The sequence below is a fragment of the Actinomyces timonensis genome (genome assembly GCF_040702965.1).
GTDB lineage: Bacteria > Actinomycetota > Actinomycetes > Actinomycetales > Actinomycetaceae > Actinomyces > Actinomyces timonensis_A.
On the sequence record NZ_CP159989.1, the window covers coordinates 1,102,374 to 1,119,059 of the forward strand.

General features: G+C 73.6%; 9 protein-coding genes and 3 pseudogenes. 8 read left to right on the forward strand and 4 right to left on the reverse strand.

What is annotated here, in order from left to right; genetic code table 11:
- Positions 1-69 precede the first annotated feature (69 nt).
- The 3 genes and pseudogenes from ABXS69_RS04860 to dapB all read left to right on the forward strand — a co-directional run bounded on the left by ABXS69_RS04860 (position 70) and on the right by dapB (position 4,785).
- Positions 70-2,476, forward strand: a pseudogene (locus tag ABXS69_RS04860) (polyribonucleotide nucleotidyltransferase).
- Between the two features lie 128 nt (positions 2,477-2,604).
- Positions 2,605-3,963 (forward strand): pitrilysin family protein, encoded by a 1,359-nt coding sequence (locus ABXS69_RS04865; protein ID WP_366181532.1) that lies wholly within the window; start codon positions 2,605-2,607, stop codon positions 3,961-3,963.
- A 69-nt stretch (positions 3,964-4,032) separates the two neighbouring features.
- Positions 4,033-4,785, forward strand: a complete 753-nt coding sequence (dapB, locus tag ABXS69_RS04870) for a 4-hydroxy-tetrahydrodipicolinate reductase (protein WP_366181409.1) — start codon at positions 4,033-4,035, stop codon at positions 4,783-4,785.
- 158 nt (positions 4,786-4,943) lie between these two features.
- Here dapB and ABXS69_RS04875 read toward each other — a convergent pair whose 3' ends face one another.
- Complete coding sequence (locus ABXS69_RS04875; RefSeq protein ID WP_366181410.1) at positions 4,944-5,630, reverse strand: GNAT family N-acetyltransferase; 687 nt, start codon at positions 5,628-5,630, stop codon at positions 4,944-4,946.
- A gap of 315 nt (positions 5,631-5,945) precedes the next feature.
- On the opposite strand from ABXS69_RS04875, the gene dapA reads away from it, so the two are divergent.
- Together dapA and ABXS69_RS04885 are read left to right on the forward strand one after the other, a co-directional pair.
- Entirely contained in the window at positions 5,946-6,848 is a 903-nt protein-coding gene (gene dapA / locus ABXS69_RS04880) for a 4-hydroxy-tetrahydrodipicolinate synthase (RefSeq protein ID WP_366181411.1), read from the forward strand.
- Between the two features lie 66 nt (positions 6,849-6,914).
- Positions 6,915-7,796, forward strand: coding sequence for an aldo/keto reductase (locus ABXS69_RS04885; RefSeq protein ID WP_366181412.1), 882 nt, complete (start codon positions 6,915-6,917; stop codon positions 7,794-7,796).
- A 67-nt stretch (positions 7,797-7,863) separates the two neighbouring features.
- Here ABXS69_RS04885 and ABXS69_RS04890 read toward each other — a convergent pair.
- Positions 7,864-9,592, reverse strand: a pseudogene (locus ABXS69_RS04890) (AMP-binding protein).
- Between the two features lie 157 nt (positions 9,593-9,749).
- On the reverse strand, positions 9,750-12,260 hold the full coding sequence (locus tag ABXS69_RS04895; protein ID WP_366181533.1) for an AAA family ATPase: 2,511 nt from the start codon (positions 12,258-12,260) through the stop codon (positions 9,750-9,752).
- 470 nt (positions 12,261-12,730) lie between these two features.
- Between ABXS69_RS04895 and ABXS69_RS04900 the strand changes: the two genes are divergently transcribed.
- Positions 12,731-13,645, forward strand: a complete 915-nt coding sequence (locus tag ABXS69_RS04900) for a PAC2 family protein (RefSeq protein WP_366181413.1) — start codon at positions 12,731-12,733, stop codon at positions 13,643-13,645.
- A 26-nt stretch (positions 13,646-13,671) separates the two neighbouring features.
- Here ABXS69_RS04900 and ABXS69_RS04905 read toward each other — a convergent pair whose 3' ends face one another.
- Positions 13,672-14,445 (reverse strand): fused MFS/spermidine synthase, encoded by a 774-nt coding sequence (locus ABXS69_RS04905; RefSeq protein ID WP_366181534.1) that lies wholly within the window; start codon positions 14,443-14,445, stop codon positions 13,672-13,674.
- Between the two features lie 176 nt (positions 14,446-14,621).
- On the opposite strand from ABXS69_RS04905, the pseudogene dinB reads away from it, so the two are divergent.
- Both dinB and ABXS69_RS04915 read left to right on the forward strand, forming a co-directional pair.
- Positions 14,622-15,846, forward strand: a pseudogene (gene dinB, locus ABXS69_RS04910) (DNA polymerase IV).
- Between the two features lie 166 nt (positions 15,847-16,012).
- The gene (locus tag ABXS69_RS04915; protein WP_366181414.1) at positions 16,013-16,405 is read left to right on the forward strand and encodes a DUF3040 domain-containing protein; all 393 of its coding nucleotides are present in this window, start codon (positions 16,013-16,015) and stop codon (positions 16,403-16,405) included.
- Positions 16,406-16,686: the final 281 nt, after the last annotated feature.

Genomic DNA, 16,686 nt, shown 5'->3' on the forward strand with positions numbered 1-16,686 from the left:
CGGCCACCCGAGCGGGTCCCGGCATAGACTTTGCCTGCCATATCTTTGTGAGAAAGAGACACATCGACGATGTTCATTGATGACCCCGAGGTCACCGCCGCTGAGGCAGTGATCGACAACGGCTCCTTCGGCAAGCGCGTGATCCGCTTCGAGACCGGCCGCCTGGCCAAGCAGGCTGCGGGCAGCGCCATGGCCTACCTCGACGGCGAGACCGCCATCCTGTCCGCCACCACCGTGGGCAAGCACCCCAAGGACCAGTTCGACTTCTTCCCGCTGACCGTGGATGTCGAGGAGCGCCAGTACGCCGCCGGCCGCATCCCCGGCTCCTTCTTCCGCCGCGAGGGCCGCGCCGGCACCTCCGCCGTCCTGGCCTGCCGCCTCATCGACCGCCCCCTGCGCCCCTCCTTCGTCAAGGGCCTGCGCAACGAGGTCCAGGTCGTCGAGACCGTCCTGGCCATCCACCCCGACGACGCCTACGACGTCCTGGCCATCAACGCGGCCTCCATGTCCACCCAGATCGCGGGCCTGCCCTTCGCCGGCCCCGTGGCCGGCACCCGCCTGGCCCTCATCGACGGCCAGTGGGTGGCCTTCCCCCGCTGGTCCGAGCTTCGAGCGCGCCACCTTCAACATGGTCGTGGCCGGCCGCGTCCTGGAGGACGGCGACGTCGCCATCATGATGGTCGAGGCCGGCGGCACCGACAACATGATGGACCTCATCGCCGCCGGCGCCACCGCTCCCACCGAGGCCGTCGTCGCCGAGGCCCTGGAGGCCGCCAAGCCGCACATCAAGGCCCTGTGCGAGGCCCAGATGGAGGTCGCTGAGCGCGCCTCCAAGCCCACCGCCGAGTTCTCCCTCTACCTGGACTACTCCGACGAGCAGTACGCCGCCGTCGAGAAGGCCGCCCAGGCCCACGGCCTCGCCGCCGCCATCGCCACCGAGGGCAAGCACGCCCGCGACGAGGCCGTCGACGCCGTCCGCGACCAGGTCCTGGCCGACCTCGCCGAGGCCTTCCCCGCCGAGGAGGACGCCAAGGCCCTCAAGGCCGCCTTCCGGTCCGTCACCAAGAAGGTCGTGCGCCACCGCACCCTCACCGAGGGCATCCGCATGGACGGCCGCGGCCTGAAGGACATCCGCACCCTGGGCGCCGAGGTCGAGGTCCTGCCCCGCGTCCACGGCTCGGCGATCTTCGAGCGCGGCGAGACCCAGATCCTGGGCGTCACCACGCTCAACATGCTGCGCATGGAGCAGCAGATCGACGACCTCTCGCCGGTCACCCACAAGCGCTACATGCACCAGTACGTCTTCCCGCCCTTCTCCACCGGTGAGACCGGCCGCGTCGGCGCCCCCAAGCGCCGCGAGATCGGCCACGGCGCGCTGGCCGAGCGGGCCCTCGTGCCCGTCCTGCCCAGCCGCGACGACTTCCCCTACGCCATCCGGCAGGTCTCCGAGGCCCTGGGCTCCAACGGCTCGACCTCCATGGGCTCGGTGTGCGCCTCGACCCTGTCGATGGCCCAGGCCGGCGTGCCGCTGCGCGACCGCGTGGCCGGCATCGCCATGGGCCTCATGCACGAGGTGATCGACGGCGAGACCAAGTGGGCCACCCTCACCGACATCCTCGGGTCCGAGGACGCCTTCGGCGACATGGACTTCAAGGTCGCCGGGACCCGTGACTTCATCACGGCCCTCCAGCTCGACACCAAGCTCGACGGCCTGCCCTCCGAGGTCCTCGCCGGCGCGCTCGGCCAGGCCCGCGACGCCCGCTTCCACATCCTCAACCTCATCGACGAGGCCCTGGGCGACGAGCCCTTCGAGATGGCCCCCACCGCCCCGCGCGTGCTGACCGTCAAGATCCCCGTCGACAAGATCGGCGAGGTCATCGGCCCCAAGGGCAAGATGATCAACCAGATCCAGGAGGACACCGGCGCGGACCTGACGGTCGAGGACGACGGCACGATCTACATCGGCGCCACCGACGGCCCGTCCGCCGAGGCCGCCCGCGAGGCCGTCAACGCCATCGCCAACCCGCAGATGCCCGAGATCGGCGAGCGCTTCATCGGCACGGTCGTCAAGACCACGACCTTCGGCGCCTTCGTGTCCCTGTCCCCGGGCAAGGACGGCCTTCTGCACATCTCGCAGATCCGCCGGCTCGTCGGCGGCAGGCGCGTGGAGAACGTCGAGGATGTCCTGGCGGTGGGCGACAAGGTCCAGGTCGAGCTCGCCGAGATCGACCCGCGCGGCAAGCTCAGCCTGCACGCCGTCCTCACCGAGGAGCAGCAGGCCGCGGAGGACGAGGCCCGCGCCCAACGCGGCGAGCGCTCCGAGGGCGCTGAGCGCCGTGAGCGCCGGCCCCGCCGCGCCCGCGCCGCCTCCGCCGAGTCGGAGGACGCCGAGGCGGGCGAGGCCGAGGGGCCTGAGCGCCGTGAGCGCCGCCCGCGCCGCCGTCGCACCCGCACCGCGGAGGCCTCCGAGGACTGATCCTCTCGCGGTCAACCACTCCTGACGTTCCTCGCGCAGGCGGAGCATCACGCTCCGCCTGCGCGAGAAACATCTACCGGGGCGGTTAGGCTGCGCGGGTGACTGAGACGAGAACGAGCAAGACGGCCATGGGAGCCAGGGCCGCGCGCAGCGGCGCCGACTACGCCGAGGTGGAGCTCATCCGCGCCAGCGCGGGAGCCCCCGGAACAGAGCTGAGCCTCACCGACGACGGCGCCCGGCTGCGCCGCTCGATCCTGCCCGGGGGAGTGCGGGTCATCACCGAGCAGGTGCCCGGGCTGCGCTCGGCCGCGCTCGGCATGTGGCTCGGGGTGGGCTCGCGCGACGAGGCCCCCGGCCAGGAGGGCTCCACTCACTTCCTGGAGCACCTGTTGTTCAAGGGCACGCCAACGCGCGACGCGCGCGGCATCGCCGAGGCCTTCGACATCATCGGCGGGGAGTCCAATGCCGCCACCTCCAAGGAGCACACCTCCTACTACGCCCGCGTCCAGGGCGAGGACGCCCTGACCGCCCTGGACATCCTGGCCGACATGGTCACCTCCTCCCTCCTCGACCCAGCCGAGGTGGAGACCGAGCGCACCGTCATCGTCTCCGAGCTCGCCGACGCCGCCGACGACCCCCAGGACGTCGCGCAGGAGGCCTTCGCCCGCGCCGCCTTCGGCGAGGGCACCCCCTTGGGCCGGCCCATCGGCGGCACGCCCGCGACCGTGACCGCCGTGCCCCGCGACGCCATCTGGGAGCACTACCGGCGCACCTACGCCTCCGACGCTCTCGTCGTGGCCGCGGCCGGCGCCGTCGACCACGACGAGATCTGCGAGCGCGTGGCCGCCGACCTCGCCTTGGCTGGCTGGGACGCCTCGGCCGACGCCGTGCCGCGCCCCCGCCGCTTCGAGACCGAGGCGATCGTCGATCTCGACGTCCACGACGTCACCGTCGAGCGCGATAGCGAGCAGAGCCATCTCTACCTCACCTGCCAGGGCATCCCCGTGCGCGACGAGCGCCGCTGGGCGATGAGCGTGCTCACCACTGTCCTGGGCGGGGGCATGTCCTCACGCCTGTTCCAGGAGGTGCGCGAGAAGCGCGGCCTGGCCTACACGACGTACGCCTTCGACGCCGCCTACGCGGGTTCGGGCGCCTTCGGCATGTACGCGGGCTGCGCCCCCGGGGACGCCCAGGAGGTCGCCGCCGTCATGGTGGGGGAGTTCGAGCGCCTGGCCGCCGACGGGATCACCGAGCACGAGCTCACCCGTGCCCGCGCCCAGCTGCGCGGCTCCATGGTGCTGGGCGGGGAGGACTCCCTGGCCCGCATGGGCCGCCTCGGCCGCGGCGAGGTGACCACGGCCCGCCTGCGCTCCATGGACGAGAACCTGCGGCTCCTGGAGGCCGTCACCGCCGAGGACGTGCGCGCCCTGGCGGCCTGGCTGGCCTCCCGGAGGCGCGCCCGGGTCCTCGTCGGGCCCGCTGCCTGAGGGCCAAGGGGCCCGCCAGCCCGCGGCCACGTCCGGCGGCACGTGGGAGCGGCTGCGTAGACTGCCGGCATGATGATTCGTGTTGCCGTTGTCGGCGCCGCCGGGCGCATGGGGTCCACCGTCTGCCAGGCCGTCGAGGAGGCCGAGGGCCTTGAGCTCGTCGCCCGCCTCGACGCCGGTGATGAGATCACCCCCGAGGCCCTCGCCGGAGCGGGCGTCGCCATCGACTTCACCGTGCCCACCGTCACCGAGGCCAACGTCCACGCCCTCATCGACGCCGGCCTCGACGTCGTCGTCGGCACCACCGGCTGGGACGAGGAGTCCTACGGGCGCGTGCGCGAGCACCTGGCCCGCCCCGAGGCGGCCGGGCGCAGCGTCCTCATCGCTCCCAACTTCGCGCTCTCGGCCGTCCTGGCCATGCGCTTCGCCGCCATGGCCGCCCCCTACTTCGAGTCCGTCGAGGTCATCGAGCTGCACCACCCGAACAAGGTCGACGCCCCCTCCGGCACCGCCGTCGCCACCGCGCGGGGCATCGCCGCCGCCCGCGCCGAGGCGGGCCTCGCCCCCTCGCCCGACGCCACAGAGTCCGACCCCCTGGGCACGCGCGGCGGCGTCATCGACGGCGTCCACGTCCACGCGGTGCGCCTGCGGGGCCTGACCGCGCACGAGGAGGTCGTGCTGGGCAACCCGGGCGAGCAGCTCACCATCCGCACCGACTGCTTCGACCGGGCGAGCTTCATGCCCGGCGTCGTCCTGGCCGTGCGCGAGATCGGCTCCCGCGAGGGCCTCACGATCGGCCTGGAGAACCTCCTTGGCCTCTGACGCGGGTCGAAAGTGGCGAGGTTTGAGGATTGCTCGCCCGCAGATGGGCCCGGAATGCCCGAGTCTCGAATGAGGCCACGCTCTGACCTGCGCTCACATGCGATGTGACAGCATGTCAGAAAAAGGAATCCTCAAACCGCGCCATGTCACGCGATGAGTCAGATGGCAGCGGCCCAGCAGTCCTCGATGACGCCATCGCCGATCGGCAGCTCGCGCCGCATCCCCGTGGGAGCCATCCCCACCGCCGTGAGCAGCCTGGACATCGACTCATCCCCGCGCACCGCCCACACGCTCACCGCGCCCGCCCCGTCCGCACGGGTCAAGTCCACCGCCGCCGCCATGAGCCGCGAGCCGTGCCCGAGCCGCTGGTGCTCCGGCGCCACCCCGATCGCCGTCACCTCCACCGCCTCGGCTCCGGCCACTGGCCGCCCGGAATCGTCAAGGCCCTGCGTGGGGGCGAGCCCCACCAGCCCCACCACCAGGGCCCCCCGCGTGGCCACGAGGACGTGGTGCCGCGGGCTCGGTGGTGCGGTCACCGGCTCCTCCCAGCCCGCCGCCACCACGGGTGCCGCGATCATCGCCCGCACGCCGTCGGGCAGGCCCGCGCCACCGTGAGCGCTGGCGTGGCCCGCCTCCATGGAGGCCAGCATGGTCGCCGCGTGGACCCTCCCGATCAGAGGCAGGTCCGACTCCCGCGCAGGGCGCACGAAGCCCGCCGGCTCCGCGACCGGCTCAGCCGCCTCCTCCGCAGCGTCCCGCCCTCCCACAGGCCCCCCGCTCAGCCCGGAGGCGGGATCAGCGTCGAAGACGGAAGGCGCGTGGCGCCGCTCGTTGCTCTCACTCATGAGCGCGAGCCTATCGCCGAGCCCTCCCCGCAGGACCCGGCCTGACCATGGTGGTCGGCGGTCGGCGCCAGGAACGGGCTCGAGCGCCCCAGCCTGAGGAGGCGGCGAATGATCCACGCCACCGCCCGCATCGGGGTCGGCCCCGTGGTCGGCGGCACGCGAGGAGCGTGGCCAGCGGCCGCCGCTTCGAGGCGCGCGTGGTCGGGCGCGGCAGGGCCCCGGTCGGGGCATGCGCCGGGGCCATCACCGCGGTCAGGATGAGTTAGGCCCTGAGACGCCCTGTCCTAGGCGCGTGATCGCCGTTACCCTCAGGGCATGACCCAGAGCACTCTGCCCCCGCGCTCCTTCGGCTCCGTCGGCGTCGCCATGGTCACGCCCTTCACCCCCGAGGGTGAGATCGACGTCCCCGCCGCCCAGTCCCTGGCCGTCTCCCTCGTCGACGACGGCGCCGACCTCATCCTCTTGGCCGGGACCACCGGGGAGGCCCCCACCACCCATCTGCCCGAGAAGCAGACCCTCCTGCGCGAGGTCAAGGACGCCCTCGCCGGGCGCGCCATGCTGATGGCCGGCGCCGGCTCCAACGACACCGCTCACGCCGTGCGCATCGGCGCGGGCAGCCAGGCCGCGGGCGCCGAGGGCCTGCTCATCAACGCCCCCTACTACAACCGCCCCAGCCAGGAGGGCGTCTACCAGCACATCATGGCCGTCGTCGAGGCCACTGACCTGCCCGTCATGGTCTACGACATCCCCGGCCGCACCGGTGTGCGCATCACCGACGACACCCTCGCGCACCTGGCCGAGCACCCCCGGGTGCTGGCCGTCAAGGACGCCACCGGCGATGTCGAGCAGGGCTTCCGCCGCATGGAGGCCACCGGCCTGGAGTACTACTCGGGGGATGACGGCCTCAACTTCGCCTGGCTCGCCCACGGCGCCAGCGGCGTCATCTCAGTGGTGGCCCACGCGGATGCGCACTCCTGGCGCGAGATGATCACCGAGGTCGACGAGGGGGACCTCGCCGGGGCCCGCGCCGTCGCCCAGCGCATGCGCCCGCTCGTCGGCGCCATCATGGGAGGCGGCCAGGGGGCCGTCATGGCCAAGGAGGCCCTCCTCCTCCAGGGGCGCATCCCCAGCGCCACCCTGCGCCTGCCGCTCGTGCGCGCCTCCGCCGAGGAGATCGACGCCCTGCGTGCGGCCCTGGCCGCCTCCGGCCTTCTGTAAGAGCCCAAGCGCGGCGACCGTCACCGCGGCAACCGCCTCAACCGCCCCACCGCGAGAAAGACCCTCATGGACACCGCTCCATCCGCCCCTGAGATCCCCACCACCACCCTCAACAACGGCGTCGCCATGCCGGTCATCGGCTACGGCGTCTTCCGCACCCCGCCCGAGGAGACCGAGCGGGCCGTGCGCGAGGCCATCGAGGTCGGCTACCGCTCGATCGACACCGCGCAGGCGTACCGCAACGAGGAGGGCGTGGGGGCCGCCGTCGCCGCCTGCGGCATCCCCCGCGAGGACCTGTTCCTCACCACGAAGATCTGGTTCTCCAACGCCGGCGAGGACACGGCCGCCCGCTCGATCGACGCCTCCCTGCGACGCCTGGGCGCCGACTACGTCGACCTCCTCCTCGTCCACCAGCCCTTCGGCGACTACTACGGCGCCTACCGCGCCATGGAGGCCGCCCTCGAGGCCGGCAAGGCCCGCGCCATCGGCGTGTCCAACTTCTTCCCGGACCGCTTCGTCGACCTGGCCCAGAACGTCGATGTCGCCCCGGCCGTCAACCAGATGGAGACCCACGTCTTCAACCAGCAGGCGGCCTCCCGCCCCTGGTGCGCGAAGTACGGCACCGCCCTGGAGTCCTGGGGGCCGCTCGCCCAGGGCCGCAAGGGCATCTTCACCCACCCGGTGCTCACCGCCATCGGGGAGGCCCACGGCAAGACCGCCGCCCAGGTGGCCCTGCGCTACCTGCTGCAGCGCGATGTCATCATCATCCCCAAGTCCGCGCACCGCGACCGCATGGTCGCCAACCTCGACATCCTCGACTTCTCCCTGGCCGGGGAGGAGATGGACGCCGTCGCCGCCCTCGACGAGGCGACGCCGCTGACCACCAACCACTATGACCCCGAGTTCGCCCTGGGCCTCCTGGAGCGCTACCGCATCCCCAGGGACTGACTGGGCTGACGGGGCTGGGGCCGCTGGCCGGCCGCGGGCCGCCGATCGCCATCGTCCGGGCGCGCCCTCACTGATCGGACTGGGGTCCCTGGCCTCCCCCGCCCTCGCCCCGGACGGCCATGATCTGGTCGCGCACCGCGCGCCGCAGCACCTTGCCGATCATCGAGCGGGGAAGCGGACAGGATCGCGATCTCACGGGGGAGGGCGTAATGGGAGAGCGTCCGCTCGGCCCACGCGCGCACCTGCTCCAGGGTGACGGTCTGCCCCTCATGGGGGACGATCGCCGCCACCACGCGCTCGTCGCCGACGCGACTGGGCACGCCCACCACGGCCACGTCGGCGATCTCCGGCATGGAGCGCACGGCGGCCTCCACCTCGGTGGGGTAGATGTTGAAGCCGCCGGAGATGATGAGCTCCTTGCGGCGGTCGGCGATGACGTAGAAGCCGTCGGCCTCCTGGCGCACGAGGTCACCGGTGCGCAGCCAGCCGCCGGGCAGCATGACGGCCTCGGTCTCCTCGGGGTCGTGCCAATAGCCGGCGAAGACCTGGGGGCCGCGGGCCACGAGCTCGCCGACCTCGCCGGGCGCGACCTCGATCTGCGGGGCCTCCGGGTCCACGAGCCGAACCTCAGTCGACGGGTAGGGGACCCCCAGCGCCCCCGCGCGCCGCTCGGGGGAGATGGGATTCCCCAGGATGATGGGGGAGGTCTCGGTCATCCCATAGCCCTCGATGATGACCCCGCCAGTGGCCTCCTCCCAGGCCCGCGCCACCGCCTTGGGGTTCGCCGCCGCCCCGCACACCGCCACCGAGCAGCTCGACAGGTCCGCGCCAGTGGCCTTGGCCCGGGCGAGGATCCGGTCGAACATGACCGGCACGCCCGGGAAGAAGGTGGCCGGCCGCCGCTTCCAGGCCGTCAGCACCATATCCGCGCTGAACTTGGGCAGCACCACCTGGGTCGCCGCCAGGCCGACTGCGCACAGCAGGTTGAGGGAGAGCCCGAAGGCGTGGAAGAAGGGCAGCACCGCGTAGAAGGTCTCGCGGCCCGGCGCGCAGGCCTGTGAGGCCCACTCCAGGCTCATCTCGGCGTTGGATCGCAGGTTCGCATGGGTGAGCCGCACGGCCTTGGGGGTTCCCGTGGTGCCGCCGGTGTACAGGAGCACGGCGGCGTCGTCGACGCCGGGCAGCGGGTGGCTCGCGGGCAGCAGGGGGGAGGCGGCCACGAGGTCGTCCCAGGAGCGCACGCCCGCGGGCACCTGCCCGCGCAGCTCGCGGCGCTGGGAGCGGGCGGCGGCCACCGGCAGCTTGAGGGCGAGGCGGCTCGTCAGGGGCAGCCGGCGCGAGAGGTCGACGCTGAGGACCTGGCGGCCCTCCAGCGAGGCCTCGGCCAGCGACCCGGTGGCCGCCACGACCCGGGCGATCGTCTTCTCCCAGGCGATGATGACCCCGCCCTGATGGATCTCGATCTGCTCGCGGATCTGGGCGGCCGGGGCCAGGGGGTTGTGCTCGGCGACGATCGCGCCGATCCGCCAGGCCGCGTAGGCGAGGACGACGTGCTGGGGGCAGTTGGGCAGGATGAGGCCGACGACGTCTCCGGCCCGCACCCCCAGGCCCCGCAGCGCCTCCGCGGCTCGGGCCACCTGGCGGGCCAGCCGCTCATAGGTGGTGGTGGCGCCCAGGAAGTCCAGGGCGACCCGGTCCGGGTAGTCGCGCGCGGCGTCGTCGAGCATCCGGGACAGCGGCTCGGTGACGGGCGGGATCGTCGCCGCCACGCCCGGGGCGTAGTGCGGCCGGCTCACCCGCCCGGGCGCCGAGGCCCCTGGGCCGGTGGCCCGAGGGGCCGGCGCGGCGGGGCCAGCAGAAGTGGCGGCAGAACCGCCCTGGTCCTGATCCACTCGTCCTCCTCGTGTCGGTCGGCGCCGCCGGGCGCGGCGCGCGCTCCTACGCAACCGTAACCTACGGTGTCGTAAGCCCGCCCGGAAGCGGCCCGGAGGAGACCACGCGCAGGCGCCGGGTCGGGCGGGTCATGGACACGTACAGGTCGCCCGGGCTCGCCCGGCCGATCTGGCCCGGCTCCACGAGCACGACGACGTCGAACTCCAGGCCCTTGGACATCACCGGGCCCATGACCGCCAGGCGCGAGCGCAGCACGTCCCCTCCCGGCGCCTCCATCGCGGCGGCCAGCGCGGCATCGGCCGCCAGGTGCGCGGCCCAGGGCCCGGGATCGGGCGCGATGACGGCGATCCGGCCCCCCTCGGGCCCCACCGCCTCATCGAGCGCCGCCATCTCCTCGCGCACCGCCGTCAGGACCGCCCCCTCAAGGGCTGCGACCTCGGCGCCCTCGGCGCCCTCCGCCGGGCTCACCGGGCCCACGCGGTCCACCTGCAGGCAGTCCGGCAGGTCGCGCGCCGAGGAGACGGGGTAGACCGGTGGGTGCCCCAGCGAGGCCACCGCCGCTTCCGCGGCCTCCATGACCGTGGCCGGGGTGCGGTAGCACACGGTGAGGATCTCCTCGCGCAGCGGCGTCGAGCCTGCCTGCGAGACGCGCCGCCCTCGGCCTCCGTGCCTTCCTCGGCCGTGCCGGCCGCGCTGGTGATGACCTTCCCGGGGGCTCCTCCCGCCATCCGCCGACGGGCTCGTGCCCAGCGCCTGCAGCGCCTGCCCCCAGCTCGACGGCGCCGTCGGCCCCGAGTACTGCGCCAGGTCGCCCACCACCGTGAAGGAGCGCACCGGGCAGCGCCGCGCCAGCGCCCGCCAGGCCATCGCCCCCAGCTCCTGCGCCTCATCGACGACGACGTGCCCGTACGTCCAGCTCCGATCCGCCCTGGCGCGCTCGGCGAGGGTGAGGGAGGGGCCGTGGTCGGCGACGCGGTCGGCCAGCATCTCGGCCGTCACGATCCCGCCGCCCAGCTCCTGGGACTCGATCGCCTCGGCGGCGTAGGCCACCAGCTCCTCGCGGCGGCGCGCCTCCAGGCGGGCCCGCTGCGCCTGGGCGTCGTCACTGGGGCCCAGCAGCTCGGCGAGCTCGTCGATGAGGGGGATGTCCGCGGGCGTCAACTCGGAACCGGGCGAGCGGCGCAGGGCCTCCCGCTCGGCGCCGGTGAGCTCGGGGGCCAGGCGCTCCAGCAGGGCCGGGCGCGCCCACAGGCGCTCCAGGAGGCCCTGCGGCGTCGTCGGCATCCAGCACAGGTTGATCTCCCGGCGGGCGTCGCGCGAGGTGCGGATGTCCTCGCGGATCCACGCGCGCGTCTCCGGGTCCGAGGCGTCCTGGCGGGTCGCGGCGGCGAACTGGTCCGTCAAGCGCTCCAGCAGCCATAGCGCGAAGGGCTCGCGGGCCAGGTTGTGCGGCTTGCCGCCGCGCCGCGCCCGGGACATCGCCTCTCGCACGTCGTCGGGCCTCAGCTCCAGCGCCGTGCCCTCCACCACGATCGGGCGCGGCCCGTCCGGCACGCGCTGGAGGCCCTTGACCGCCCGGGCCAGCACCCGGGCCCACACGGCCCGCCCCTTGATCTCCGCGGTGGCGGCGCTCTCGGCGCCGCGCGCCCGGATCCCGGGCACCAGGTCGCCGATGGTCGTGGAGACCACGCCCGTCTCACCCAGCGAGGGCAGCACCTGCTCCACATAGCGCAGGAAGGTCCGCGAGGGGCCCACCAGCAGCACGCCAGAGCGCTCCAGGCGCTCGCGCTCGGCGTAGAAGAGGTAGGCCGCGCGGTGCAGCGCCACCGCCGTCTTGCCCGTGCCCGGCCCGCCCTGGACCACGAGCACCCCCGTGCCCGGAGCCGTGACGATCCGGTCCTGCTCGGCCTGGATCGTCGCGACGATGTCCCCCATACGGCCATCGCGGGCCGCCGACATCGCCGCCAGGAGCGCCCCCTCGCCCTGAAGCCCCTCCGCCGCCAGGCTCGCCGCCTGCCCGCCGACGGCCCGACCGCCGTCGAGGGCCGAGACATCGATGAGCTCGTCCTCCACCCCCAGGACGTGCCGGGCGCGCGTATCGATATGACGGCGCCGCACCAGCCCCATCGGATCCGAGGCGGTCGCCTGGTAGAAGGCCCTGGCCAAGGGCGCCCGCCAGTCCAGGACCACCTCGCGGCGGGCGGCGTCGTGCAGCCCGATCCTGCCCACGTAGTGCCGCGCGGGCGCGCCGACGGCGCCAGCCGCGCCCGCCCCGTCCCCCGGCGTCGGGCCGCCCGCGCCGTCGGCATCCCCACCTCTCCCGCCCGCCCCGGGGGCGGCGGGATCGCCGGCGCGCATGTCCATCCGCCCGAAGACCAGGCGCTCCTCGACGCCCTCCAGGGTGGAGATCAGCCCGGAGTAGTGAACGGCGTAGGCGTCGCGCTCGCCCCGGGACTGATGGGTGCCGCTCGCGCCGCGCGCCTCAGTGCGCATCAGGGCGGACCTGGCCTCGGCGAGCCGGCGGTCCAGCTCTCCGTAGGCGGCGTCCACCACCCGCTGCTCGACGGCGATCTCGCGCTCACGGGCCGCCTCCTGCGGGCCCTGGTCGGCGGGGAGCGCCTTGGGGGTGGGATCGGGCGCAACCTGGGGGGACCTGCTCGACGTGCTCACGGGGCCTCACTGAGATCAATGACGGATATGACGGGCCGCCGGACGGCCCAGCGCGCTCCCGGGCGGGCCCGGGAGCGGTCGCGCTGCGGTGGCTCGCGGACGTCCGATGCGCCCGCAGCACAGGGCCGTCCATTATTCTCCTCGTAGGGGTGCCGTGGCGCGGCCCGGGCGACGCCCACCGCGAACACATCCGCGCCGCGCGGCGCTCCCGGGCCGGGCGGAAGCAGCGCGGGAACACTCCGGGTCTGCGGCGTGTTGCCCCTTGAGGCGCCCCTCGCCCGGAGCGATGGAGGCGCGCCCCTCCCGTCCTCCCCGGGCGGCCGGGCAATCATCACCACGACCGCGACGACGATCAAGAGAGGAGACCAGGGATGATCCAACCGCCGCTCTACACCTTCGCCAACCTGACGCGCCCCATCGCCCCGCGCGTCCTCCTCCACCACTTCGACGGCGCCATGGACGCGGGTCACGCCGGGGCGCTGGCGGTCGAGCAGCTGCTCCTCGCCCTCCCGCACGAGCGCCTCGCCACCTTCGAGGTCGACGGGATCATCGACTACCGGGCCCGCCGCCCCGTCGCGCGCTTCGAGTCCCGCCAGTTCACGAACGTGGAGATGCCCAGCCTCGTCCTGGACCTCCTCACCGACGACGACGGCGCCCAGCTCCTGGTCCTCCACGGCGCCGAGCCGGACTACCGCTGGCAGGAGGTCGCCGGCGCCATCACCCACCTGGCCGTCTCACTGGGCGTCGGCCAGGCCATCAGCATCCACGGGCTGCCCCTGGCCGTGCCCCACACCCGCCCCACCTTCATCCACCAGCATGGAAGCCGCCTCGATCTGCTGCCCGAGCAGCCCGACTTCTTCGGCACCGTCGAGATCCCCAGCACCTTCGCCACCTACATGGAGGTCCGGCTGGGCGAGGCCGGGCTCGACTCCCGCGGGCTGGCCGCGGGCATCCCGCACTACGTCGCCCGTGACGACTACCCGGCCGGCGCCTCAGCGCTCCTGGCTGCGGTCGCCAGTGCCACCGGGCTCGCCCTGCCCCTGGGCGACCTCGAGGCCGCCGCCAGCCTCAACAGGCTCGAGATCGACGCCGAGGCCTCGCAGCAGCCCGAGGTCACCGCGATCGTCAGCGCCCTGGAGGCGCAGTACGACGCCCTGGCCCCGAGGAAGGACGAGGAGGGCATCGGCGAGCTCACCTCCCTGCTCGACCTGCCCAGCGCCGATGAGATCGGCGCCCGCCTCGAGGCCTTCCTCGAGACGAAGGACCCCGGCGCTAACCCGTCCTGACCCTGGGGAGGGGCCGGGGGACGGGCTCAGCGCCCGCGAGGTGCCAGAGCGCCCGCGCCCCACGTTCGCACCGGCAGCGGTAATCGCCGCACCGCCCGCTCGACCGCCTCCTCCTCAGCCGGTCCGAAGGGCTCGCGGCGGGCCACGATCACCACATTGCCCTGGCGCTTGCCGCGGGCCACCGCCGGATCGGCCACCACGAGGACCCCGCCGAAGAGGCGGGAGGCCGCCTCCAGCTCGTCATGGGCCTGCTCGCGCGGCATCGCCGACGAGTTCGCCAGGAGGAGCCCGCCGTCGGCCAGCGCCTCGCGGCAGCCCCTCAGGAAGGCCTCGTCCCGGCAGGACGCGGGCACCCGTCCAGCGGCGAACACGTCGCGCACGATGACATCCCACTCGCCGGCGCGCAGCCCGGGCACCACTCGCGCCGCATCGCCCACGCGGATCCGCAGCCGTGGCGAGCGCGGGAGGTCGAACCACTCCCGCACGCTCGCCGCCAGGACCTCGTCGATCTCCACCGCCGTCTGCGTCGAGCCCGGCCGGGTGGCGTCCCAGGCGCGCGCCAGCGCGCAGCCCGCCCCACCCAGGTGCAGCGCGTGGACCGGCGCGCCGGGCCCGTGCGCCGCGCCCACCCGCCCGGTCCGGCTGAGCGCGTTGAGCACGGCCTCCATCTGCTGTTGGTACTCGAAGTCCAGGTGCGCCGGATCGCGCAGGTCGATCCACGACGACTCCGTCCCATCGAGGAGGAGGAGCACGCCCGACTCGCGCACCCGCAGCTCCGCCACTCCCAAGGACGTGGGCACCGGGCCCACCGGGAGGGCCGCCAGGGAGCGCGAGGGGGAGCGCGCCGCGCCTCCTCGCCGTCGATCGCCGCCACGGGCCTGCTTGCGTGTCACAGGAGCACGCTAGCCTGAGGCCGCCACGAGCACGATCGGATCAGCGGGGCGCCGCGCAGGGCGCCAGCGGGGGAGGAGGACCCATGAGCAGGGCCCCGCGCGCCGCCGGCGCCCGCCGCGACTGGGGCGATGACGACTCCGCCACCCCCATACTCCACGTCGACATGGACGCCTTCTTCGCCTCCGTCGAGCTCCTCGACCATCCCGAGCTCGTCGGCCGCCCCGTCATCGTCGGCGGCGCTCAGGGGCGCGGGGTCGTCTCCGCCGCCTCCTATGAGGCCCGCGCCTACGGGGTGGCCTCCGCCATGTCCATGGCCGAGGCCATGCGCCGCTGCCCGCGGGCCGTCGTCCTGCCCGTGCGCCACCGCCACTACAGCCAGGTCTCCCGGGCCGTCATGGGCATCCTGGGAGAGGTCACCCCCCTGCTGGAGAAGGTCAGCGTCGATGAGGCCTTCCTCGACGTCACCGGATCCCGGCGCCGCATGGGTGCCCCCAGCGCCATCGGCCGCTGGATCCGCCGCGAGATCCGCGACCGCCTGGGCCTGCCGGCCTCCGTGGGCATCGCGTCGACCAAGCTCGTCGCCAAGCTCGCCTCCTCCCACGCCAAGCCCGATGGGCTCCTCCTCATCCCCGCCACCGCCACCCAGGACTTCCTTGACCTCCTGCCGGTGGGCGCCATGTGGGGGGTGGGCGCCAAGAGCGAGGCCGCCCTGGCCCGCTGGGGCATCACCGACGTGCGCGCGCTGGCCGCCACGGACACCCGCACCCTCATCCGCATCCTCGGCCCCTCCGCCGCCCACCACCTGTCCGCCCTGTCCCACGGGATCGACCCCCGCCCCGTCAACCCTTCCCGCGAGGAGAAGTCCGTGGGCACGGAGTCCACCTTCTTCGACCTCCTGCGCGACCGCGATCACGCCCGTCGTGTCCTGCTCGACCAGTGCCACCAATGCGCGGCGCGCCTCAGGGCGGGGGAGCCGGGCCCGTGTCGTCGTCCTCAAGGCCCGCGGCGCCGACTTCACCACGGTGACCCGCTCACGGACCCTGGCCGAGCCCACGGACCTGGCCCGCGATGTGTGGCAGACCATCGAGTCCCTCTTCGAGGCCCTGCCCGCCCCGCCGGGCGGGTACCGTCTCCTCGGAGTGCGCTGCGAGGGCCTGAGCCGCTGCGATGACGGCGTCCAGCTCCACCTCGACGACGACCCCCGCCGCGGGGCGCCCGAGCGCGCGGCGGACGAGGTTCGGCGCAGATGGGGAGCCGGAGCCGTGTCCCCGGCCAGTCTTCTCCGCCCCCCGGTTAGCGGTCGGTGAACCAGAGCAAGTAGACTCGATGACGAATCCCTGGGCTCGGTATATCTGCACGGGCGACCGGCTCGGGGCTTCAGGCCGGGCTCCGAGAGCCGGTCCCGGACCTGCCCCGCTCCCATGACCCCAGGGCGGCGAGGCTCAAGCAGTGAACAGGAAGCGAGGGACTGGCATGTCGCTCACCGAGCGCGAGCAGCGGGTGCTGCGAGACCTTGAGCGCCAGCTCCATGAGGAGGATCCCGCCCTCGCGGAGACCATCCAGCATCCCGAGCGCCATCTCGCGCGCGTCTCCCCGAGGAGCATCGGATGGGGGATCGCCCTGGTGCTCGTCGGACTGGTCGTGGTCGTCTCCGGCGTCGTACTGGGCCACGGCAACGGGCTCGTCTCCATCATCGTCGGCGTGACCGGCTTCGGCCTGGCGGTCGCCGGCGTCGCGCTCATGGCGCGTCGGCCCCCGATGCTCAAGGACGCCCGTGGCGGGGCCGGCAGGGCCCGCACCGGGCGCTCCACCTTCATGGAGCGCCAGTCCGAGCGCTGGGAGCGCCGCCGGGACGGCGACCGCTGAGCCCCCTCCACTTCCCTCCACGGGAGCCCCCGCGCCCCGTCCCGGCGCCCTCGAGACCCCTGGATCCGCGCTCCTCCTGACCCCATAACCGCCCGCCGGGCTCGTCACCACCCACGGTGACGAGCCCGGCGCCGTCATGTCCCCCCACTTCCCTCCACCGCGTAAAACCGCGGAATCTCGCGGTTCTTTCGTCAAAGGTTGGTGGATATCCATCACAAGTGGATGTCGAGGTGGTTGGAAAGGGAGGCAAGTGGAGTAGGGTGGGGTCCACTGGATCGCCG